Source organism: Defluviitoga tunisiensis (assembly GCF_000953715.1).
Classification (GTDB): domain Bacteria; phylum Thermotogota; class Thermotogae; order Petrotogales; family Petrotogaceae; genus Defluviitoga; species Defluviitoga tunisiensis.
Genome location: NZ_LN824141.1, coordinates 1,871,057 through 1,893,081, shown reverse-complemented (window position 1 = coordinate 1,893,081; position 22,025 = coordinate 1,871,057). Strand labels below are relative to the sequence as shown.

Here is a 22,025-nt window from a genome sequence, read left to right as displayed (position 1 = left end):
ATATATGAGGATAGTTTATTTGCCATTAGATGAAAGATTTTGCACCAGAGAATACTTTTTAATGTTCACAAAAATTGCCGGGTTAGACATATTAACTCCCCCCAGAGAACTATTAGGTTCTAAAAAAGTGCCTGCTGATACTGATGCTTTAGAAAATTGGCTTTTAGAAAATGTCAAAACAGGAGATAGTCTGATTATCTCTTTAGATACTCTAATTCATGGAGGATTGATTCCCTCACGAATAAATTTAATCCGTTCGGAAACTATACGAGACAGATTGAAAATTTTTTCTATTTTAAAAGATAGGAAAGTAGAAATATATCTTTCAACTACAGTAACAAGGATTCCAATATATAATTCTGCAGATGAAGAACCCGATTATTGGGAATATTATGGTGAAACATTAAGCGATATGTCGAAAGAATTTGCTAGATATTTAGAATCAAATAATATAGAGAATTTATCTTATAAAGATATTCTTCCTGAGTTTTTAAGTGAAAATGAAGAAAGATATCAACATATCCCTAAGTGGATGATTGAAGATTTCTTTTGGCGAAGGGAAAGAAATTATAATATTATACGAGAAGTCATAGAACTGGTGAATGAAGAGATAATAGACTTTTTAAATTTAACCTTGGATGATAATTCTGCTGGTAGCCTTTCTGTATATGAAGCGCAGCAGCATAGGAATTTTGTAAAAAAATTAGGCTTAGAAGAAAAAATTTCAGTTCATCCTGGAGCAGATGAAACTTCTCTTACCCTTTTAAGTAGATTTTTGTGCTCAAAATTTCAATACGCTCCTTCTTTTGAATTATTTTATGTACATCCAGAATCAATAAATTTAATTCCTCCATATGAAGGTTATCCTTTAAAAGAAAGTGTGGAAAATCATATTAAAGCTGCAGGTGCACAAATTAAATCAAATGGTGAAATACTGCTTCTACTTAATAACACAATCGATTATAGCAAATACGAAGTTATTTATCAGGATGAAGTAAAAGTTAATGAAGAAGAGTATGAAAAGATTTTAATGCAAATTTTGAAAGAAAATAGAATTGTAGGAATTGCAGATATAAGGTATGGAAATGGAGCGGATAAGAGATTAGTAGAAAAACTATTAAAAGAATCCTTAGATTGGAAAAGAATGAATTATGCAGGATGGAATACAGTGAGTAATACCCTTGGAACAGTAATTATACATTCAATTATTCAATATTTTGGTGAAAAAGGGTATCTAAAATTAGATATGGAAGAACTTTTAAAATTACAAGCTATCTTTTTTATAGAACATTGGGGATACCAAGCTGACATTAGGCAACAGTTACGAAAAGATTGCGTAACTAAAGGATGCAATGTTTGGACGCTTATGCCTGCAGAAAAGTGGGCAGAAGAATATACTTGTTCAAAATTGTTACCTTACAAAAATGCAGTAGAAAAAGCTTTACGTAAAAATTGGGAAATGAAGGTATTTTTTCCATGGCATCGTAGTTTTGAAGTGGGAATAATATTATCCTAAATTTAAGATGTGAAATCTGAAAAATAATAAAAGGGAGGAATAATATCCTCCCTTTATTCATTTGATGTTAAGGTTTTTCCAATTTTTAAAATACCTGTATCTGTGATTTCAAGAAAGTGAGTTTTGGTATCATGAGCACAAAGTCTGCAACCATCTATTCTAAACAATCTAACTACCTCTCCAATAGGTTTTTCATATATTTTTGCCGCATATTGTGACATTATCAATTCTTTCGCTAGAACCATTGTTCCATCTACGATATGTCCAACTGCATAACCTCCTGCAGCTTCAGAAGTTAAATCTTCATGACCGGATCTTTTTTGAGAAACTAAGAGAGCAGTTTGACGATGTTTTTTTAGAAAATTGTAAATTCTTCTTATAACTGTTCTTGCCAACATTTCTTTATTTTCATAAAAACCAGTTACCGAATCAATTATTGTAATGGTAGCGCTATATTTTTTTATTACATATTCAAGAGTTGCCAAAAGATTAGGAATATTTTCACGTAATAAACTATAAGAAGCAGCATCAATTAATATTATATTATTCTCAATTTCTGAAAATTCAATCCCCATAGCCCTTGTTCTTTCACTAAGAGAAACTGCAACAAATGCAGCAGGAGTTTCTGCTGTTACAAATATTACATTTCTTCCATTTTCAGCTTGCTTAACTGCAAATTGCTCAACTAACAATGATTTGCCAGTATCAGAAGAACCAGTTATGTTAAATACGCTAAAAGAAGGTATTCCTCCTAAGGATTTCTTTACTACCTTTTTATTAATTATCTCTGTAGTAAAGAAAAGGTCATCCAACCCTTCAACTCCAGTGGCTAATCCTTCTATTTTCGGAGCTTCTTTTAATGCATCTGAGATTTGACTTATTCCTTCAAATACAACCTTTGGCTTTTCAAATTCAAGTTCATCCATTGCTTTTTCACCCCCTATCTTACAATATAATAGGGGTTACTCATTTTTTTCAAGCATGCTATAGGCTAGTTTAATTATCGACCCTGCAGTGTGACCTTTGAGGTTCTTTCCTTCTTCTTCCATAAAATCCTTTAATTTACTAATTCTTTCCTTGGCGTATTCAGGATCAGCTTGTAAAATATTCCTAACTGTTTGTTTTGTAATTCCAAGTTCTTTTGCAATTTCTTCGTCAGTTTTATGGTATTCTTCTTTTAAAACTACAGCAAAAGCAGCTCTTGCTAAAGCTGGTAACCAAGTTAAGGATCTATATTCACATAACTGTTTTAGCCCACCAACTAATTCAATAGCTTTTAAAAATACCTTTTGAACCTTTTCTTCTGGACTAATGTTGATTATTTCTTCTTCCTTAACCATACCCTCACCCTCCTTTGAAGGCTACTGGTTGGTGTTTTTATCATTTTCCTGCAAGAAGATTCCCACTTCTGTAAGTGGGTGATGAATTGCAGTTATAAAACATACTAAATCCTTTCCTAAACATATAGTGCTTAACTAAATCTGTTTTAACTGGCTTAGACATTTCCATTAGCTTAATATATTCACCTTTGTTCTGTACACCTTGAACTGAATATTTTTTGCTCTCAAAGGTAACAATATCTTTAGGCTGATAAGCGTACCTTTGCTTCCGAATATTTCTTTTGCCTTTTCATTTTTTAGCTCCACGATACTTATGAAGATTTTCTTCATTTAAGTTTTTGTTCCGTGTCCTTCTACCACAGAAAAGCTCTTGTCCTGTTTTAATAGACTTATCTCTTATATCAACATATTTTGCATCATAGAACTTTTCGAGTGAACGATTGTTTCTCCTAATTTGCTCAAAATAGATAGGTTCTATTCTCTGTTGATTAATTCCACCTGCTATGCAAAATGCATCGTTATAATGTGTCTTTTCCAAACCAAGACTTACTCTTTTGGATTTTGTAATATAACCGTAAGTGTAGTCACACATCAGCGCATTGACCAATTTCCATCTTATAGTAGACATAAATGTTGCGTCCTTTAATGGTTTTTGAACAGGCTTCATTCCATACAATTTACCTCCATCAAGGTAAGTCAGGCCGAAGCCTGTAGGTCCACATCGCCAATGTTATAGCAGGTTTAATGGTAACAGCACTTCTCCTACCCCTCAGAGATGTTTAACCATTACCCTCAGAGCATGGGACTTGTGGAGCATCCCACGGTGACTATATATTCTGCTATAACTAATCATTAGCAAAAACTAATGACATAGGCTAATCAACCGAGCTTGTATTTCTACAAGCCTCCGCCTCTAGGGGCGGTGGGTAATTGACTATCTTTCCAATTGATATTTTATCATTGAATACAAAAAATGTGTGACTGTTATTAATTTTTTATTTTCTTTTTTAAATCTAGTTAACAGTCAAAAAATTTTTATCAAAGAATTCTAATGCTATTAACAAATAATTACTTTAGAGGAAATTGTATAAAAACTAATTAAAAATAGATTACTATTTATTTTCTAGCAAGTATATAGTAGTGGCAACTTCTTGATCCGTCGTTTTTTATATCTTCTACATAAAGCAACTTTTGAATCTCAAAATTAGAAAGAAGCATTTTTGCCTCTTCTTCGTTTACAAAATAATGAGGAATGCCTTTTTCTATTCCATCTTGTTTAATGATCGTATTTTCATCGATTTTGTAATTTATATTTTTTAAGTAAGAGGTGTTGTTTTTAGAATTTAGAGTCACAAATAATTCTCCTGTGGGTTTAAGGACGCGCTCAATTTCTGAGATAACCTTCTTAATACCCTTAGAATCTGTGTGATATATGACATGGAATGAAAATACTGCGTCAAAAGTAGAATTTTCAAAGGACAAAGAGTGCATATCACATAATCTTACGTCAATTTTGTAATCTTTTTGTTTGCAAATCGCTTCAAACTTCTCGATTGCGCTTAGTGATCCATCTACAGCAGTAACGTTAAACCCTTGTTCATAGAAATATAATGAGTTCCTTCCAAGGCCACAGCCAAGATCTAAAATCTTGTTTTTATTTTCCTTTTTCCAACGGGTGGAAAGGGGGTATACCACAGGAGCAGGAGTTACCCAACGATCCTCATTTATGTTATTCCAATCCCATGCACCATTAATGAGATTTTTATTTTCCATTTCTTTCGCCTCTACTTAAAATCTTTTATCATCATTAAATAAGCCACCTATGAATCCTCTACTTATATTTCTAGATTCATCTTTACTTGTGAAATGAGCTGCTTGAAGTACTCTATCTGCGAGTCTAGAAAAAGGCAAACTTTGAAGATAGACTTTTCCTGGACCAGTTAATTGAACCAAGAAAATTCCTTCACCACCAAAAAGTGCGTTCTTAAAGCCACCCACAAACTTAATATCATAATCAACTGTTGTAGAAAATCCGACTACACAGCCAGTATCCACTCTCAATGATTCACCAGGTTCCAAAAATTTTTCTACAATAGTTCCTCCAGCATGAATAAAAGCCATTCCATTGCCCTCTAATCTTTGGAGAATAAATCCTTCACCACCAAATAAGCCTGCTCCGAATTTCTTTACAAACTGGATTGTGATTTCAATGCCATTTGCAGAACACAGATAACTATTCTTTTGACAGATAAATTTGCTATTAAAGTCAATCAAATTGACTGGAATTATTTTTCCAGGGTAAGGAGCAGAAAAAGCTACTCTACTCTTTCCTGAACCCGAGTTAACAAAATTAGTTATGAAAAAGCTTTCACCAACAATTGCTCTTTTAAAACCTTTGAATATTCCTCCTTCAGCTTTGGTTTGCATTACAATATCATTATCCATATACATTAAAGCACCAACTTCTGCTCTAACTCCTTCTTGAGGATCTAATTCAATTTCAACTAATTGCATATCGTCTCCATAAATTTTGTAGTCGATTATATCGGCCATTTTTTATTACGCCCCCTTTACAAATATGATTAATACGTTTGATACGTTAAAATTTTTATAAATATATTTTTCATAAAAGTATTAGAAAATCTTCTATTTTTGACTTATATTATATATTAAAAAAATTAAATACACAAATTTTATAAAAAACAGGAAAACATTAAAAGACGAGAATATTTAAAACAACTACTTTTTTAACTAAATCTTATTGATTTTTTTATAATTTGTGTTATAATAATAATGAGGATTCATCTAGTAAATTAAACATGAGGATAAATGCCGAGGGCTCCTGCCCTCGAGATTTTTTATAACTAAAGCTACTAAGTTTGTGATTAGAATCTAGTAGCTTTATAATTTTAAATATGAGAAGATTAAATTGAAATGTACTAGGCCTTTTTCAAGATTAAAAATTGCTAGAAAGAGAGTGACATAAACAAGGAGGGTTTAACATGCTTTCCAACGAAGAGATAAGACAGTTAATTTGGGAAAAATCAAATGAAGTCGCTGTAAAAATGGGACTAGAGATCTTTGATATATCAATAAGAGGGACTCGAAAAAATAAGACTGTCGAAATAATTATTGATAATCTAAGTGATTATGTTTCAATAGGTGATTGTGAAAGATTTTCTAGGGCTATAGAACCGTGGTTAGACGAATTAAATGTTTTTGACAGCAGTTATGATTTAGTGGTTAGCTCTCCAGGACTTAATAGAAAATTAAGAGATAGAGACGATTATATTAGGTTTAAAGGAAAACTTGCAAAATTCACCCTAAAAGGGGATGAGGCTAAAGTAATAACGATAGTAGGATATATTAATGACGTTAATGATGAAACATTGAAAGTAATAGAAAAAGAATCGCAAAAAATAATTGAAATTCCTCTAAATAACGTTGAAAAAGCTAATTTAGAGATTGATTTTTGAATAAAAGTTTTTAGGAGGTGGATTAGGTGAATTTAAATTTACTAGAGGCTATAGATTCTTTAGAGAAAGAAAAAGGGATTAGTCGCGATTATCTAATTGATATTATAGCTAAATCGATCAAAAGCGCATACAAAAAAAACTATGGAGCCAAAAATGTCGAAATAGATATAGATAAAAATCTTACAAGATTAAATGTTTACCAAGTATGGAATGTTGTTGAAGTTGTCGAGAATCCCAAAGAAGAAATTTCTTTAGAAGAAGCGAAAAAGATAGATCCGAAAGTTGAAGTTGGAGGGGTTATAAGAAAAAAGGTCAATCTGAAGAAAGATTTTAACAGGATAGCGGCTCAAACTGCCAAACAAGTTATTCTTCAAAATCTAAAAGAGGTCGAAAAGAAAAAATTGTTTGAAAGATATTTGCCTTTAAAAAATAAGATATCAACAGCTGAGGTAGTAAGAGTTACAGACAGCTATGTGGATATTAGAATCGGGAAACTTGAAACTAAACTTCCTGATAAAGAGATGATTCCTGGAGAAACATTTAATAAAGGAGATTTAATTAAAGTATATATAAAAGATATTCAAAGTACATCCAAAGGGCCAAGAATAATGGTTTCTCGAACCGCTCCAGAATTTATCTGTGAACTTTTAACAAGCATTGTTCCGGAAATTGATGAAGGAATTGTTAAGATCGTTAAGATAAGTAGAGAACCAGGGATAAGAACCAAAGTTGCTGTAACAAGCACTGTTCCAAACGTTGATGCAGTTGGTGCGTGTATAGGAGAAAAAGGATTTCGAATAAATGAATTATTAAAAGAAATTAAGAATGAAAAAGTTGATATAATTGAATATTCCGATGATCCAAAGATTTTTATCAAAAATGCATTAGCCCCTGCTGAAGTTAAAAATATCACATTAAATGAAGAAGAAAGAACCGCTTACGTATATGTTCCAGAGAATCAATTTTCTTTGGCAGTCGGAAAAGGTGGTCAAACAGCACGTCTCGCAGCAAAAATTACTGGATGGAAAATTGATATTCACCCCTTAAGTTAAAAAATAAAATATATAGCCATGAAGTTGCCGTGTGAATTAAAAATATCACACGGCAATTTTTTTATACTTGACTTAGAGTTAACTCCATATTATATAATTAAAAAAATGTTAAAAAATAATGCTTAATTTAACTAGAAAAATAAAATAAAAATAAAAAGCACTTGACATGGAGTTAACTCTATGGTGTATGATTAAATTAACAAGAGTGAAAAATTTATTTAAAGGGGATGAAAATCATGAAAAGATGCGAAGAACAAGATAATTTCATAACAATAATTCGAAATGGTTCACAAGAACCATTTAAGGGTCCTGAGAAATGGTTTACTAGAGATGTTATTGTTGAAAATCTTTTTCCAGAGAATAATCTATTCCCTTATAGTGGAAGTTTAGTCAAATTTCAGCCTGGAGCCAGAACGGCTTGGCATACCCATCCTATCGGGCAGAGATTGATTATAACTAAAGGAGTTGGGTGGGTACAACAATGGGGTGAGCCAATCGAAGAGGTTAGAGAAGGTGATGTTGTTTGGTTTCCTGCTGGTGTTAAACATTGGCATGGTGCAACACCTACAAGTTCAATGTCACATATAGCACTTTCAGGTGTTTATGAATCTCAAGCAGCAGTATGGATGGGGTAGATTAACAACTAATGTCTCATTATTTAATGGGTTTAAATGCTGGACTAACTGAAGATCAGTTAATGGGTAATAATATCTGTTCTTGAACTTGAAATAGGCCATGAAAAGACACAAAATGCTTATCAATTATTAAATATTACTTTAAAAGATAAAAATTTAAAACAAAAGGAGAATAAAAAATGAACCATTTTATTTATCACAATCCAGTTAAAGTATATTTTGGAAAAGATCAACTTTGTCATCTTGGTGAAGAATTAAGTAAATATGGAAAAAGAGTGCTTCTAACCTACGGAGGAGGATCAATAAAAAAGATAGGACTGTATGATAAAGTTGTTAATGAAATTAAAAAATCAGGATTAGAATTGTATGAACTTTCAGGAATCCAGCCAAATCCAAGAATCGATTCTGTAAGAAAAGGGGCACAAATATGTAAAGATATGAAAATAGACGTTCTTTTGGCTGTTGGGGGAGGCTCAGTATTAGATGCAACAAAGTACATGGCTGCAGGAGCTTGCGTAGACTTCGATCCCTGGGATTTCTTCAGTAAATGTGCTCCAATAGAAAAGGCGCTTCCTGTGATTACTATTCCAACACTTGCAGCTACCGGTTCAGAAATGAATGATGGAGGCGTGATAAGTAATCCTGAAACAAAGGAAAAAATAGGCCGTTCTTCACCTAGGTTGTTCCCAAAGGTTTCCTTTTTAGATCCTACTAATACTTTTACAGTAAATTCTTATCACACAGCCTGTGGTTCAGTAGATATAATGTCACATATAATAGAGGTTTATTTTACTCCAGAACCTGACTTATACATGCTAGACACTGTTATGGAGGGTCTTATGAGAACAGTTATTAAATATGCCCCTATTGCTTTAAAAGAACCAGATAATTATGAGGCTAGAGCAAATCTGATGTGGACCTCTTCGTGGGCTATCAATGGGTTTATAGATGGCGGAAAGCAACATGAATGGAGTTGTCATTCGATGGAACATGAATTGTCAGCAATTTATGATATCACTCATGGACTTGGTCTTGCTATTCTGACTCCTAGATGGTTAGAATACTGTTTAGATGAAAACACTGTAGGAAAATATTATCAATTTGGGACGAATGTTTTTGGTATTGATCCCAAAATCGAACCTATGACTGTTGCAAGAAAAAGTATTGATATGTTGTCTGAGTTCTTCTTTGATACATTGGGATTAGAAAGCACCTTTTCCAAAATAGGAATCCAAGAAGAAGATTTTTCTTTTATGGCAAAAAGAGCATGTGGAGGCAAAATTATAAAAGGCTTTAAGCCCTTAGGACAAAAAGATATTGAGGAAATCTTTAAAATGTGTTTGTAATTATAATTTAAATAAAATCCAAGCTAGGAGATATTAACGTGAAAAGAAAAGAACTTATAAATTTTAATTTATCTGCTGTGTTTATTGCTTTAGGACTTATTTTACCATTTTTAACAGGTCAGATTCAACAAATAGGTACTATGTTACTTCCTATGCATATCCCTGTTCTTTTGTGTGGATTAATTTGCGGATGGAAATATGGATTATTTATAGGCTTTATTCTGCCACCTCTTCGTTCGGTTATTTTTGGGATGCCTCCTATGTTTCCAACGGCTATTGCTATGGCGTTTGAACTTGCTACTTATGGAGTAGTGATTGGATTTTTATACCAAAGATCTAATAAAAAATCTGTAGCTTCTGTTTATCGTTCTATGATAGGTGCTATGATATCTGGAAGAATAGTTTGGGGTCTCGTTATGATGGTAATTTTAGGAATAAGAGGAAACATTTTTACATGGAAGATGTTTATAGCGGGAGCATTTTTAAATGCTATACCTGGAATTATCCTGCAGCTAGTCCTTATTCCTTCTATTATGGTAATACTTGACCGAACCAAAATGATTCAATTTTCCAAAAAAGTTAAATCTGAGGTGGAAGGTTCAGAAAATTAAAGCCTGTAATTGTATAAAAAGACAGGAAGGTGAAAATTGTGGAAGAAGAAAATAAAAAGATTTTGATTGCATATTTTTCTTGGGATGGAAACACCAAAATAATAGCTCAAAAAATTCAAGCTCAAATTAAAGGAGACCTTTTTGAGATAAAATGTGCTAAACCTTATTCTAGTAACTACCAGACAGTTCTAAAAGAAGCAAAAAGAGAACAAAAAGATCGAGTAAGGCCTAAACTTGTTACACATGTAGAAAATATGGAGGAATACAATATTATTATACTTGGCTATCCAAATTGGTGGGGAACAATCCCCATGCCTATTGTTTCTTTTCTTGAAGAATATGATTTTTCTGGAAAAACTATCTTGCCATTCTGCAGTCACGGAGGTGGTGGATTAGGCAGAAGTGTATCTGATATAACTAAACTTGTTCCTAATGCAAGAGTTGGTAGTGGACTAGCTATTCACTATTCTGGTGGTTTGGATCTTGATTCCAAAATCAAAAAATGGTTAGAAGAAAATATCCAATAAACTGCACCCAGATTGATATAAAATTATACTTATTATTGATTTTATATTGAGACTAAGGGGAAGCCCTCTGTGTTAGTACAAAGTATCAAAAGTTCAAATAAAATAATAGTTTATTAAGTTTCTGAATTTATAATTATGAAAAAGGAGGAAAAGATGATCTACAAAGAATTTAAAGACAAAAAGTTGTCGGCCCTTGGTTTTGGTGCAATGCGTCTACCTATTATTAATGGAAATTATAGCAGGATTGATGAAAAGAAAACTCTAGAAATGATTGATTATGCAATTTCAAAAGGAATAAATTACTTTGATACTGCATGGGGATACCATGATGGAAATTCAGAAATTATAATGGGTAAAATCTTAAGTCAATACCCTAGAGAAAGATACTACCTAGCCACTAAATTTCCTGGTTACGATTTGTCAAATATGACAAAAGTTGAAGAGATTTTCGAAACACAGTTAAAAAAATGTAATGTAGAATATTTTGATTTTTATTTATTTCATAATGTATGTGAGATGAATATAGATGCTTATTTAGATGAAAAGTATGGTGTTTTTAAGTATCTTATGAAACAAAAAAATGAGGGGAGAATTCATCATCTTGGTTTTTCCACTCATGGCAGTTATTCTACAGTAAAACGTTTTTTAGAATCATATGGAGATAGTATGGAATTTGCTCAAATACAGCTTAATTACTTTGATTGGTTTTTTCAGGATGCAAAATCTAAAGTTGAATTGTTTAAAGAGTATTCAATCCCTATCTGGGTGATGGAACCTTTACGTGGAGGAGAGCTTGTAAGCTTATCAAAAGATCACACTGAAAAACTAAAAAAGTTGCGTCCTAATGAGTCTGTCGTTGCCTGGGCATTTCGTTTTCTTCAATCAATCCCAGAAGTTAATATGGTGCTTTCAGGAATGTCAAACTTACAACAATTAGAAGAAAACATAAAAATTTTTGAAAAAAATAGACCGCTTAACGAAGAAGAATTAGCAACACTTTTGAATATTTCAAAGGAAATAATCGGAATAAATGGGGTTCCATGTACTAAGTGTCGTTACTGCATAGAACAGTGTCCACAAGAATTAGATATCCCATATCTAATTGAGTTATATAACGAATATTCTTTTACAAAAGATGGTTTTGATACTCCAACTGCGCTGATGGCTCTTCCTCCTGAAAAACGTCCAAGCGCTTGTATCAGTTGTAAAAGCTGCGAAAGCGTGTGCCCTCAGCAAATCAACATTTCTGAAATATTAGCAAATTTTGCAAAAAAAATTGGTCGATGAAAAATAGATACGTTAGATTAATCATTTTTCATAAACTAAAAAATTATTTTTAGTGACTTTAGAAATGAGAATTTTCTAAAAATGGAATTTTGAATTTAAAATGGGTCTAGGGCGGAGCCCTCTCCCCCTCCTTTGGTACAAATACCAAAAGAATTTTTTATTATTGTTTTTGAATTTATAACGGGTCAAGGGCGGAGCCTCTCCCTCTCCTTTGGTACAAGTACCAAAAGAATTTTTTATTATTGTTTTTGAATTTATAACGGGTCTAGGGCGCAGCTCTCTTTCCTTCCTTCGGTACAAATACCGAAAAAGTTAAAAAAATAAGAATTAGTGAGAATTAGAAGTGGGGAGGTATTTTTGGAGAAACTAAAATTCAAAACATTTATAGAATCTGTGTTTTAGAATTTCTAAAGTGGGTAAAATTATTTTGATTAGGAGGGATTAAATATGCAAAAAGTAACTTTAAATAATGGTGTTGAAATGCCTATACTCGGGTATGGTGTTTATCAAATAGATCCAAAAGAATGTGAGAGGTGTGTACTCGATGCCATTTCAGTAGGATACCGCCATATTGATACCGCACAGTCTTACCATAATGAAGAAGCTGTTGGTAATGCAATTGAAAAATCAGGGATTCCACGTTCAGAACTGTTTATAACCACTAAAATTTGGATCTCGAACGCTGGTTACGAAAAAGCCAAAGCATCTATTTTTGAGTCGTTAAAAAAATTAAAAACAGACTATATCGATCTATTATTGATTCATCAACCATTCAATGATTATTATGGCGCTTATCGAGCTATGACAGAGGCTTATAAAGACGGAAAGGTTCGTGCTATTGGCGTTAGTAACTTCTATCCCGACCGTTTGATTGATTTATGTCACTTTCAAGAAGTGACACCTGCTGTAAACCAGATAGAAACACATCCTTTTCATCAGCAAAAACTTGCACAGGAAATTATGAAAAAATATGGAGTACAACATGAATCTTGGGCACCATTTGCAGAAGGTCGCAAAGGTATTTTTACTAATTCAATCCTCAAATCTATTGGAGAAAAATACGGTAAGTCGATTGCTCAAGTTATTCTACGTTTTCTTATTCAAAATGATGTAGTTGTGATTCCAAAAACAACACATAAAGAGCGCATGATCGAAAATTTTAATGTGTTCGATTTTGTTCTTAGTGATGAAGATATGAACGCAATTACTGCTCTTGACGAAGGTAAAAGTCTCTTCTTCAGTCATTATGATCCTCAAGCTGTTGAATATTTAATAAGTCTGGCAAAACAAAAATAATAATTTTAGGGTAACAGTGTGAAATCTTCCCCTTTTGTCTAGGTACCAAATACAGCAAACAAACACATAGTTAATAACAAATAGAGAAGAAAAGTTTTGTTTGAAAAATAAGTTTTAAAACATAGATAAAAATCAGATTAAAAAGAAGAAAATAAAAATAGAAGTACATACGAGGAGGAATTACAATGGAATACGTTAAACTTGGTAACTCAGGATTAGAAGTTTCAAGAATTTGTCTTGGTTGTATGAGCTTTGGTGATTCGGAAATATGGACGCACAAATGGGTTCTAAATGAAGAAAATAGTAGACCAATTATCAAAAGAGCCCTTGAATTAGGTATCAACTTTTTTGACACAGCAAACGTATATTCTCTTGGAAGAAGCGAAGAAATTCTTGGAAAAGCTTTAAAAGACTATGCAAAACGTGATGAAATTGTCATTGCCACAAAGGTATTTTCAAGAATGCGAGATGGACCTAATGGAGCTGGGCTTTCACGAAAGGTTATTATGAATGAGATTGATAATAGTTTAAAAAGGCTTGGTACAGATTATGTTGATCTATACATTATTCATCGATGGGATTATAATACTCCAATAGAAGAAACAATGGATGCATTAAACGATGTTGTAAAAGCAGGAAAGGCTAGATATATAGGTGCCTCTGCTATGTATGCATGGCAATTCCAAAAAGCATTATATACAGCAGAAAAACACGGATGGACAAAATTTGTTTCCATGCAAAACCATTACAACCTTATATATAGAGAGGATGAAAGAGAATTAATTCCTTTATGTAAAGATCAAAAAATTGGTCTTACTCCATATAGCCCTTTAGCAGCAGGCAGATTGGCAAGAGATTGGTCTGAAACTACTTATCGCCTTCAAACTGATGAAGTTGCTAAATCAAAATATGACTCAACTAAAGATGCTGACAAAGCTATTGTAGATAGAGTAGCAGAACTTGCAAATAAACATGGAGTTTCAAGAGCACAAATTTCATTAGCGTGGTTATTACACAAAGGTCCAGTGAACGCACCTATTGTTGGAGCTACCAAAATAACTCATTTAGAAGATGCTGTAGGAGCTATAGCAGTTAAATTAACTCCTGATGAAATTACATACTTAGAAGAACCCTATGTACCACATCCAATTGTTGGTCCTATTTAATCTTAAAAGATAAGATATGGAGATGATAACTATGAAAATTTCTGAAGTTAGCGAAAAATTTAATATTTCTTCTGACACTCTTAGATATTATGAAAAAATAGGTTTAATTCCTCCTGTGAATCGTAATAGTAGTGGAATACGAGAATACACAGAAGAAGATTGTAATTGGATAGAATTCATATTATGTATGAAAAATGCTGGGCTTCCTATTAAAACACTTATAAAATATGTTCAATTATTTCAGCAAGGTGATGATACAATTGAAGAAAGAAAAGAATTATTGGTGAAAGAGCGGGAAATACTTAACAAAAAAATTCAAAATATGCAAAAAACGCTAGAAAGGTTAGATTTTAAAATAGCAAAATATGAAGAAAAAATATTAAAAAGAGAAGAAACACTAAGAGATATGCTTTTTTCATAAAAACGAACGAAATATCAAAAAAAAATACCGCGTTATGAAAACGCGGTATTTCTATTTAAAGGGGTGGGACATATGGGGAAATATGGTATGAAAAAAGTTACGTTCAACATCGCATATCTAAAATTGAAAGGGGGGCAATACCTACTCTCGCACGTTTTACCGTACTACCATCGGCACGATACGGCTTAACCGTCAGGTTCGGAATGGAGCTGGGTGTGTCCCGTACCGTTATCTTCACCCCCCATTATTCTTTTCATTTTTGTTCACTCATAAGTGCATAGGTTCCGTCCAAAGCCTCGGGCTATTAGTACCGCTCAGCTCAATGCCTCTCGACACTTACACTTGCGGCCTATCTATGTCCTCTTCTCGAACTGCCCTTACCTCTTTTTCAAGAGTGGGAAGCCTCTTCTTAGGGCCCGTTTCCCGCTTAGATGCTTTCAGCGGTTATCGGTTATATGTGTTGGCTACTCAGCTTTTGCCACTTGCATGACAGCTGATTCACCAGTGACATACTCACTCCGGTCCTCTCGTACTAGGAGCAACCCCCTTCAAGCTTCCTGCGCCCGCAGCAGATAGGGACCGAACTGTCTTACGACGTTCTGAACCCAGCTCACGTACCGCTTTAATGGGCGAACAGCCCAACCCTTGGGACCGACTTCAGCCCCAGGTTGCGATGAGCCGACATCGAGGTGCCAATCCACGCCGTCGATGTGAACTCTCGGGCGTGATTAGCCTGTTATCCCCGGGGTAACTTTTATCCGTTGATCGACGGCCCTTCCTCTCAGAACCGCCGGGTCACTAAGTCCAGGTTTCCCTCCTGTTCGACCTGTCAGTCTCTCAGTCAGGCAGGCTTTTGCCTTTGCACTCTTCAGTGGATTACCAACCCACTTGAGCCTACCTTCGAGCACCTCCGTTACCTTTTAGGAGGCAACCGCCCCAGTTAAACTGCCCGCCTAACACTGTCCGGATCAAGCTCTTCACTTTACTCCGTTAGTAACCCACCACTGTAAGGGCGGTATCCCACTGCCGGCTCCCCCTAGCCTGGCGACCAGGGTTCTCAGCCTCCCGCCTATCCTGTACATACAGCGATAGATTACAATGTCAGGTTACAGTAAAACTCCACGGGGTCTTTCCGTCTAGCTGCGGGTCCTCGGCATCTTCACCGAGACTGTAATTTCACCGGATCCTTCGTTAAGACAGCTCCCCAGTCGTTACGCCATTCATGCAGGTCGGAACTTACCCGACAAGGAATTTCGCTACCTTAGGACCGTTATAGTTACGGCCGCCGTTTACCGGGGCTTCAGTTCGGAGCTTTCACCCCTCCCCTTAACCTTCCGGCACTGGGCAGGCGTCAGTCCCTATACGTCCACTTCCGTGTTCGCAGAGACCTGTGTTTTTGGTAAACAGTCGCTAGGGACTTGTCACTGCGGCTCTGTACCAGCGTTTCCACCAGCACAGTCCACCCCTTCTCCCGAAGTTACGGGGCCTTTTTGCCTAGTTCCTTAACGAAGGTTATTCCGCTCCCCTTAGCCTTCTAAGCCAGTCTACCTGTGTCGGTTTGCAGAACGGGCTGTATATAACTCATACGCTACACGAGGCTTTTCTCGACAGTTTGATTAGCCACCGTTGGCCTTACGGCCTCCCCATCACGACTCCTCCTCCACCGGCGGTTTTCCCTACCGGCTTCTCAGGCATCGTCGCTTGGAAGACTTGCAACTTAATCTCGGCAGCTTCACCTCCTGTGTCACCCCTTGTAACTCGTTATATACAGGCACGGGATTCTTTACCCGTTGTCCATCGGTTACCTCTTTCGAGTTCACCTTAGGTCCCGGCTTACCCTGGGCGGACGACCCTTCCCCAGGTACCCTTAGACTTTAGGGGTGGGAGATTCTCACTCCCATCTCGTTACTCATGCCTGCATTCTCTCTTGTGCTTCGTCCAGATGACTTCTCAATCACCCTTCTCCCTATCGCACAACGCTCCCCTACCTATAACCTTTCGGTTATACCGTAGCTTCGGTGTGTGGCTTTAGCTCCGTTTCATTTTCGGCGCAGTCCCCTTCTATCGGTGAGCTGTTACGCACTCTTTAAAGGTTGGCTGCTTCTAAGCCAACCTCCCGACTGTCTCAAGAGGTCCACTTCCTTTCCCACTTAGCCACTTCTTCGGAACCTTAGCTGTCGGTCTGGGCTTTTTCCCTCTCGACCATGAAGCTTATACCCCACAGTCTTTCTCCCTGTCATCCAGTTAAGGCATTCGGAGTTTGGTTGGTTTCAGAGGTCACCCCCCTACGCCATCCAGTGCTCTACCTCCTTAACTTTCTTCTACAGAGGCCGTGCCTACACACGTTTCGGGGAGAACCAGCTATCTCCAGGTTCGTTTAGCTTTTCACTCCTACCCACACGTCATCTGAGAATTTTTCACTATCCACCAGTTCGGGCCTCCACTTGGTTTTACCCAAGCTTCACCCTGCGCATGGGTAGCTCACCTGGCTTCGGGTCTATGTCTAATGACTTTCGCACTATTCATACTCGGTTTCCCTGCGGCTTCACCTTCTCCGGCTTAACCTCGCCATTAAACATAACTCGCAGGCTCATTAATCAAAAGGAACGCGGTCACTTCCGCTCCCGCTTCCTGTAGGCATACGGTTTCAGGTTCTCTTTCACTCCCCTCCCGGGGTGCTTTTCACCTTTCCCTCACGGTACTTATCCTCTATCGCTCTGCTAGAGTATTTAGCCTTGGATGGAGGTCCACCCGGATTCACGCGGGATTTCTCGTGTCCCACGCTACTTGGGATTCCAGCAGCTGTGTCATAAGTTTACGTGTACGGGACTTTCACCCTCTTCGGTAGGATTTCCCAATCCTTTCCACTTACCTTATTTCCTCAGCCCCCTATCGGACAGTCGGGTAGCTGGATCCCTCTACCCACATACGACAACGCCTGTCCGCTTTTCCATCGTATGTGTTTGGGCTCTTCCCCTTTCGCTCGCCACTACTTAGGGAATCTCGTTTGATTTCTTTTCGCCTGGGTACTAAGATGTTTCCCTTCCCCAGTTTCGCTTCCTTTTCAGGATGCCTTTCGGCAGGTTTCCCCATTCGGATATCTGCGGATCTTTGCTCGCTTGCAGCTCCCCGCAGCTTTTCGCAGCTGGCCACGTCCTTCTTCGCCTCTAGCTGGCTAGGCATCCACCGTATGCCCTTATTACTTTGGACTAACCTATGCACTTGTCAATGAACAATCGTTTTTATTCTGCGTTTTAATGAACAAAGATAAATCACTCAAAAGTAGATAGAGGGAGTTAAACAAAAATTATTTTTATTTGTGTATATATCTCCTTAGAAAGGAGGTGATCCAGGCGCACCTTCCGGTACACCTACCTTGTTACGACTTCGCCCCCCTCGCCAAGCCCACCTTCAACAGTACCTCCCGTACTGCCTTCAGGTGTTCCCAACTCGGGTGGCGTGACGGGCGGTGTGTACAAGGCCCGGGAACGTATTCACCGCAGTTTGGCTGACCTGCGATTACTAGCGATTCCGACTTCATGTAGGCGGGTTGCAGCCTACAATCCGTATTTCGGAGAGTTTTTTTAGGATCCGCTCCACCTCTCGGCTTCGCTTCCCTTTGTCCCCTCCATTGTAGCACGTGTGTCGCCCAGAGTATAAGGGGCACGCTTACCTGACGTCATCCCCTCCTTCCTCCGCCTCGTCGGCGGCAGTCCGATTAGAGTCCTCGCCTTTCCGCGTTAGTAACTAATCGTAGGGGTTGCGCTCGTTGCGGGACTTAACCCAACACCTCACGGCACGAGCTGACGACGGCCGTGCACCACCTGTGTAACCTCCCGCTTTGCAGCAGGCCAGTAGATTTCTCTACCTTCAGTTACATGTCAATCCCTGGTAAGGTTCTTCGGTTACCATCGAATTAAACCACATGCTCCACCGCTTGTGCGGACCCCCGTCAATTCCTTTGAGTTTCATCCTTGCGGACGTACTCCCCAGGCGGCTCACTTAGCGCGTTCGCTTCAGCACAGAGAGTTTATCACTCCCTACACCTAGTGAGCATCGTTTACGGCTAGGACTACCCGGGTATCTAATCCGGTTTGCTCCCCTAGCTTTCGGGCCTCAGCGTCTGGTGCACCCCAGTAGACCGACTTCTCCACCGGCGTTCCTACCCGTATCTGCGGATTTCACCCCTACTCGGGTAATTCCGTCTACCTCTGGTGCCCTCAAGTAATTCAGTTTCATCCGCTAGCCTATCGTTGAGCAATAGGTTTTCACAGATGACTTCTTTTACCGCCTACGCCCCCTTTACGCCCAGTAATTCCGGGTAACGCTTGCCCCCTACGTCTTACCGCGGCTGCTGGCACGTAGTTAGCCGGGACTTTTCCTAGCCTACTTTCTTCTCCTGTGTGTCCACAGGCCTTTTATTCGGCTAGTTCAGAAGTTTACATCCCGAAGGACTTCTTCCTCCACGCGGCGTCGCTGGATCAGGCTTTCGCCCATTGTCCAAGATTCCCCACTGCTGCCTCCCGTAGGAGTAGGGCCCGTCTCTCAGTGCCCTTGTGACCGTTCATGCTCTCACACCGGTTATCCGTCATCGGCTTGGTAAGCTTTTATCTCACCAACTACCTGATGGAGAGTAGGCTCATCCCTCGGCTGTCTCACCACTTTCCCCTCTCGGGCTTATCGAAGTTTACCTACCGTTTCCAGTAGCTATCTCCGTCCAAGGGGTAGATTCCTACCTTTTACTCACCCGTTCGCCACTATCCTAAGCTCGCGCTTAGAACCGTTCGACTTGCATGTGTTAGGCACGCCGCCAGCGTTAACCCTGAGCCAGGATCAAACCCTTCATCCTAACTCTTCTTTTCCCTCTATCTACTTTTCAATGATCTCTACTTTTTTTCCGCAAAAATCTAATATGCGGCCTTACCACATTAATTATAGTTTATATATTTTTTCAATAATTATTTCTTTGACGTATTATATGGTATCACAATTAAGATAATTTGTCAACATTAAATAAGAAGGCAAAAGGTTAATTTAAGATAACAACGTTGTTTTTCCCATAATATTCAGTAGCTTGAGTAAAAAAATCAGGGTTATACTTTTTAGATAATACAAAAAGCACGCGTCTTTGAACATTTGGGACTTCTAACCATCCATCTGTAAATACGATAATGCCTTCTGGCCTTATATTTTCTTCAACATAATCTACAGCTGGTTGTAAGTCTGTTGAACCTTTCCCTTTCAAAATAATTTCTTCCCATTTTCCTTTGTGATATGTCATAACGTTTTGAATTTGACTGTCTGCTTGAACTAAGGTAACTTTTCCACCAAGATTTTTTGTGATAGATTCTATTTCATTAAAAAAAGAATTGTATTCTTCTTCTATAATCGATCCAGATGTATCCAGTATTATAGCAACATTAGGTCCTAATTCTGTGACCCATCCAGGTTGATCTTCATATCTTCTATTTGGTTTTAGCAAACTTCTATATTTCTCTACAACAATAGAACTACCAAAAAATCTTCTCAATAGGGTTTTCCAATTTAAATACGGTTTTTTTACCATCAAAGAAACAGCCATTTCGACCCCATCTGGAAGATTTTCTTTTGATTTATCGTATGCTTGAGTTACAAATTCGCTTACTATATCAAAAGCCATTTCTTCCGGAATTTCTGAAGAAAAATCATGAGAGTCAGTATTTTGTTCCCTCTTCTCAATTATTTCTTCTAAGTCAACCATCTTTTTTTCTTCTAAAAAATCTAAGATATACTTATAATATTCTTCAGCTGTTTTATTTAATAAATTCATAGGAGCAGTTACAAAAAAGAATTCATTATCCGGGGCATGACCTTCAGCTACCATTACATCTAATGGTTCTGCGAAAGCGTCAAGTTCTCTAATATATTGATTTATTGCAGCATCCATTGCTAAATCCCATATTCCTTTTTCCCTTTTGTTTTTTGGTTTAATAAAAATATGACCGTGAATAATATGGTAAATTTCATGTTTTAAAAGGCCTTTTATTAATGTTAGCCCAAGATTTTGCAACCGTTTAGGATTGTACATAATTCTGAACTTAGCTTGAGAAGTTATTGAAACTTTGATGGTTCTAACAGCTTTTGTAGGAACATTATCAAAATTCATTCTTAGATAAGAAAAAAATAAACTTTCTTTCTCTAATTCAATCCACGCTTTTTGAAGTATATCTTCCATTTTAAATGCCTTCCATCCAAGATGAATCACCAAGGGTTATAGCAATTTCTTCAAGTAATTTGTCGTAAAAAGCTCTTTTTAACCCCTTGTTTTTTTCAATCATTTCATTTAGAAATCTCAATACAGAAAATAGAGCATCTTTTGGTACTAAATCGCTCAGTTTTTTTAAATTATCAGCGATTGTTTTTTGATCTTGATCATTCAAAATAGCAATCATATCCTCTTCTTGAAGTGATTCGAAAAAATTGTTAATTCTAAATATAAGTGTAATTTTCTCTTCATTTGAAAGTTTTGAAATCTTATCTAGATTTTTTCCTTCATACAATAATTCCTTTGGATCAGGTAGTTGAACTTTATTTTCAAGAAATGATAGAAAAGTTCTAGCAGCTTCAGAACCAACTATTGCTGCGGATACAACATAACCGTAGTTTTTAATGTCTTCTTCCGACATCAAAGATAAAACATTAGCTAATTTATACCAGCTTCTTGGACTAGGTCTAAGATTTAATCTCATAGATACAATTGTATCAGAAGAAAGGTATTCAGGATATTCTTTAATGAAAGAAACGATTTCAGGTGATACATTATTGCTAGTAGACCACTCAACCCAATCATCAACATCAGGAGAAAGTTCTAAATGGAAAAATCTTGACATAAATGCAGGATCTGTTATCAAATCAACTTGGTCATATTCTTCATCAGGAGGATTAGCAGCTCCCATAATCCAGGCACCTTCAGGAAGAACATGATTATGAATTCTTTTATCAATAAGAAGCTGCATAATAGCATTTCGAATGGATCTATGTGCACGGTTAACTTCATCTATCATTATTAATACGTTGTCTTCATCTGGCCACCAATCAGGTTTTAAAAAAACTGTCCTATCAGATCCACGAGCGGGTAAACCTATTAAATCTCCTGGTTCCATTTGAGAAATTATTAATATTATTAATTCTCTGCCAGTTTCTGAGGCTATTTCTCGAGCTATATCTGTTTTTCCAACGCCAAAATGTCCCCAAATTAATGGAATTTCACCGGCTTCCATTATTTTTTTTGAAAGATATTTTACAGTAGATGGTTTCAATAATAACTACCTCCTATTTTTTCTCTACTTACTCACTTTAGAATTTACGAAATT

At 36.7% G+C, this 22,025-nt stretch carries 19 protein-coding genes and 3 rRNA genes; 11 read left to right on the top strand and 11 right to left on the bottom strand.

The window, feature by feature from the left end; all coding sequences use genetic code 11:
- The first annotated feature begins 4 nt into the window (after positions 1-4).
- Positions 5-1,516, top strand: coding sequence for a DUF4127 family protein (locus tag DTL3_RS08615; RefSeq protein ID WP_045088355.1), 1,512 nt, complete (start codon positions 5-7; stop codon positions 1,514-1,516).
- A 53-nt stretch (positions 1,517-1,569) separates the two neighbouring features.
- On the opposite strand, the gene DTL3_RS08610 is transcribed toward DTL3_RS08615, so the two are convergent.
- The 6 genes from DTL3_RS08610 to DTL3_RS08590 all read right to left on the bottom strand — a co-directional run bounded on the left by DTL3_RS08610 (position 1,570) and on the right by DTL3_RS08590 (position 5,409).
- A complete protein-coding gene (locus DTL3_RS08610; protein WP_045088354.1) occupies positions 1,570-2,442 on the bottom strand; it encodes a KaiC domain-containing protein in 873 nt (290 codons plus the stop codon).
- A gap of 36 nt (positions 2,443-2,478) precedes the next feature.
- A complete protein-coding gene (locus tag DTL3_RS08605) occupies positions 2,479-2,856 on the bottom strand; it encodes a helix-turn-helix domain-containing protein (protein ID WP_052670461.1) in 378 nt (125 codons plus the stop codon).
- Positions 2,857-2,896: 40 nt separating this feature from the next.
- Positions 2,897-3,025: a hypothetical protein gene (locus DTL3_RS09885; RefSeq protein WP_269446380.1), complete on the bottom strand. Its 129-nt coding sequence runs from the start codon at positions 3,023-3,025 to the stop codon at positions 2,897-2,899.
- A gap of 120 nt (positions 3,026-3,145) precedes the next feature.
- The gene (locus DTL3_RS08600) at positions 3,146-3,523 is read right to left on the bottom strand and encodes a hypothetical protein (RefSeq protein ID WP_144403515.1); all 378 of its coding nucleotides are present in this window, start codon (positions 3,521-3,523) and stop codon (positions 3,146-3,148) included.
- A gap of 449 nt (positions 3,524-3,972) precedes the next feature.
- Positions 3,973-4,629, bottom strand: a complete 657-nt coding sequence (locus DTL3_RS08595; protein ID WP_045088353.1) for a class I SAM-dependent methyltransferase — start codon at positions 4,627-4,629, stop codon at positions 3,973-3,975.
- Between the two features lie 15 nt (positions 4,630-4,644).
- Positions 4,645-5,409: a TIGR00266 family protein gene (locus DTL3_RS08590; protein WP_045088352.1), complete on the bottom strand. Its 765-nt coding sequence runs from the start codon at positions 5,407-5,409 to the stop codon at positions 4,645-4,647.
- Between the two features lie 449 nt (positions 5,410-5,858).
- Here DTL3_RS08590 and DTL3_RS08585 point away from each other — a divergent pair, with 449 nt between their 5' ends.
- The 10 genes from DTL3_RS08585 to DTL3_RS08540 all read left to right on the top strand — a co-directional run bounded on the left by DTL3_RS08585 (position 5,859) and on the right by DTL3_RS08540 (position 14,673).
- Complete coding sequence (locus DTL3_RS08585; protein ID WP_052670458.1) at positions 5,859-6,332, top strand: ribosome maturation factor RimP; 474 nt, start codon at positions 5,859-5,861, stop codon at positions 6,330-6,332.
- Positions 6,333-6,358: 26 nt separating this feature from the next.
- Entirely contained in the window at positions 6,359-7,384 is a 1,026-nt protein-coding gene (gene nusA / locus DTL3_RS08580; protein ID WP_045088351.1) for a transcription termination factor NusA, read from the top strand.
- Positions 7,385-7,620: 236 nt separating this feature from the next.
- Positions 7,621-8,019 carry a (R)-mandelonitrile lyase gene (locus DTL3_RS08575; RefSeq protein WP_045088350.1) on the top strand — a complete coding sequence of 133 codons (399 nt, stop codon included), beginning with the start codon at positions 7,621-7,623 and terminating at the stop codon, positions 8,017-8,019.
- A 179-nt stretch (positions 8,020-8,198) separates the two neighbouring features.
- Positions 8,199-9,365, top strand: a complete 1,167-nt coding sequence (locus DTL3_RS08570) for an iron-containing alcohol dehydrogenase (protein ID WP_045088349.1) — start codon at positions 8,199-8,201, stop codon at positions 9,363-9,365.
- Between the two features lie 38 nt (positions 9,366-9,403).
- A complete protein-coding gene (locus DTL3_RS08565; protein ID WP_045088348.1) occupies positions 9,404-9,976 on the top strand; it encodes an ECF transporter S component in 573 nt (190 codons plus the stop codon).
- A gap of 38 nt (positions 9,977-10,014) precedes the next feature.
- Positions 10,015-10,503 (top strand): flavodoxin, encoded by a 489-nt coding sequence (locus tag DTL3_RS08560; protein WP_052670455.1) that lies wholly within the window; start codon positions 10,015-10,017, stop codon positions 10,501-10,503.
- A 153-nt stretch (positions 10,504-10,656) separates the two neighbouring features.
- Positions 10,657-11,790 carry an aldo/keto reductase gene (locus tag DTL3_RS08555; protein WP_045088346.1) on the top strand — a complete coding sequence of 378 codons (1,134 nt, stop codon included), beginning with the start codon at positions 10,657-10,659 and terminating at the stop codon, positions 11,788-11,790.
- A gap of 447 nt (positions 11,791-12,237) precedes the next feature.
- Positions 12,238-13,086, top strand: coding sequence for an aldo/keto reductase (locus tag DTL3_RS08550; RefSeq protein WP_045088345.1), 849 nt, complete (start codon positions 12,238-12,240; stop codon positions 13,084-13,086).
- Positions 13,087-13,271: 185 nt separating this feature from the next.
- A complete protein-coding gene (locus DTL3_RS08545) occupies positions 13,272-14,252 on the top strand; it encodes an aldo/keto reductase (protein WP_045088344.1) in 981 nt (326 codons plus the stop codon).
- A gap of 31 nt (positions 14,253-14,283) precedes the next feature.
- The gene (locus tag DTL3_RS08540; protein WP_045088343.1) at positions 14,284-14,673 is read left to right on the top strand and encodes a MerR family transcriptional regulator; all 390 of its coding nucleotides are present in this window, start codon (positions 14,284-14,286) and stop codon (positions 14,671-14,673) included.
- Positions 14,674-14,802: 129 nt separating this feature from the next.
- Here the strand turns inward: DTL3_RS08540 and rrf are convergent.
- From rrf to DTL3_RS08515, 5 genes are all read right to left on the bottom strand, one after another.
- Positions 14,803-14,915 (bottom strand): 5S ribosomal RNA (gene rrf / locus DTL3_RS08535).
- Positions 14,916-14,957: 42 nt separating this feature from the next.
- Positions 14,958-17,883 (bottom strand): 23S ribosomal RNA (locus DTL3_RS08530).
- A 127-nt stretch (positions 17,884-18,010) separates the two neighbouring features.
- Positions 18,011-19,522, bottom strand: a 16S ribosomal RNA gene (locus DTL3_RS08525).
- Together the 16S, 23S and 5S rRNA genes form the textbook arrangement of a ribosomal RNA operon.
- A gap of 180 nt (positions 19,523-19,702) precedes the next feature.
- Positions 19,703-20,887, bottom strand: a complete 1,185-nt coding sequence (locus tag DTL3_RS08520; protein ID WP_045088342.1) for a vWA domain-containing protein — start codon at positions 20,885-20,887, stop codon at positions 19,703-19,705.
- 1 nt (position 20,888) lies between these two features.
- The gene (locus DTL3_RS08515; RefSeq protein ID WP_144403514.1) at positions 20,889-21,971 is read right to left on the bottom strand and encodes an AAA family ATPase; all 1,083 of its coding nucleotides are present in this window, start codon (positions 21,969-21,971) and stop codon (positions 20,889-20,891) included.
- Positions 21,972-22,025 lie beyond the last annotated feature (54 nt).

Coding starts and splice junctions, on each gene's coding strand:
- DTL3_RS08615 (WP_045088355.1), top strand. CDS start 5: ATGAGGATAGTTTATTTGCCATTAGATGAAAGATTTTGCACCAGAGAA.
- DTL3_RS08605 (WP_052670461.1), bottom strand. CDS start 2,856: ATGGTTAAGGAAGAAGAAATAATCAACATTAGTCCAGAAGAAAAGGTT.
- DTL3_RS08575 (WP_045088350.1), top strand. CDS start 7,621: ATGAAAAGATGCGAAGAACAAGATAATTTCATAACAATAATTCGAAAT.
- DTL3_RS08555 (WP_045088346.1), top strand. CDS start 10,657: ATGATCTACAAAGAATTTAAAGACAAAAAGTTGTCGGCCCTTGGTTTT.
- DTL3_RS08550 (WP_045088345.1), top strand. CDS start 12,238: ATGCAAAAAGTAACTTTAAATAATGGTGTTGAAATGCCTATACTCGGG.
- DTL3_RS08570 (WP_045088349.1), top strand. CDS start 8,199: ATGAACCATTTTATTTATCACAATCCAGTTAAAGTATATTTTGGAAAA.
- DTL3_RS08590 (WP_045088352.1), bottom strand. CDS start 5,409: ATGGCCGATATAATCGACTACAAAATTTATGGAGACGATATGCAATTA.
- DTL3_RS08545 (WP_045088344.1), top strand. CDS start 13,272: ATGGAATACGTTAAACTTGGTAACTCAGGATTAGAAGTTTCAAGAATT.
- DTL3_RS08595 (WP_045088353.1), bottom strand. CDS start 4,629: ATGGAAAATAAAAATCTCATTAATGGTGCATGGGATTGGAATAACATA.
- DTL3_RS09885 (WP_269446380.1), bottom strand. CDS start 3,025: ATGGAAATGTCTAAGCCAGTTAAAACAGATTTAGTTAAGCACTATATG.
- DTL3_RS08610 (WP_045088354.1), bottom strand. CDS start 2,442: ATGGATGAACTTGAATTTGAAAAGCCAAAGGTTGTATTTGAAGGAATA.
- DTL3_RS08520 (WP_045088342.1), bottom strand. CDS start 20,887: ATGGAAGATATACTTCAAAAAGCGTGGATTGAATTAGAGAAAGAAAGT.
- DTL3_RS08540 (WP_045088343.1), top strand. CDS start 14,284: ATGAAAATTTCTGAAGTTAGCGAAAAATTTAATATTTCTTCTGACACT.
- DTL3_RS08600 (WP_144403515.1), bottom strand. CDS start 3,523: ATGAAGCCTGTTCAAAAACCATTAAAGGACGCAACATTTATGTCTACT.
- DTL3_RS08585 (WP_052670458.1), top strand. CDS start 5,859: ATGCTTTCCAACGAAGAGATAAGACAGTTAATTTGGGAAAAATCAAAT.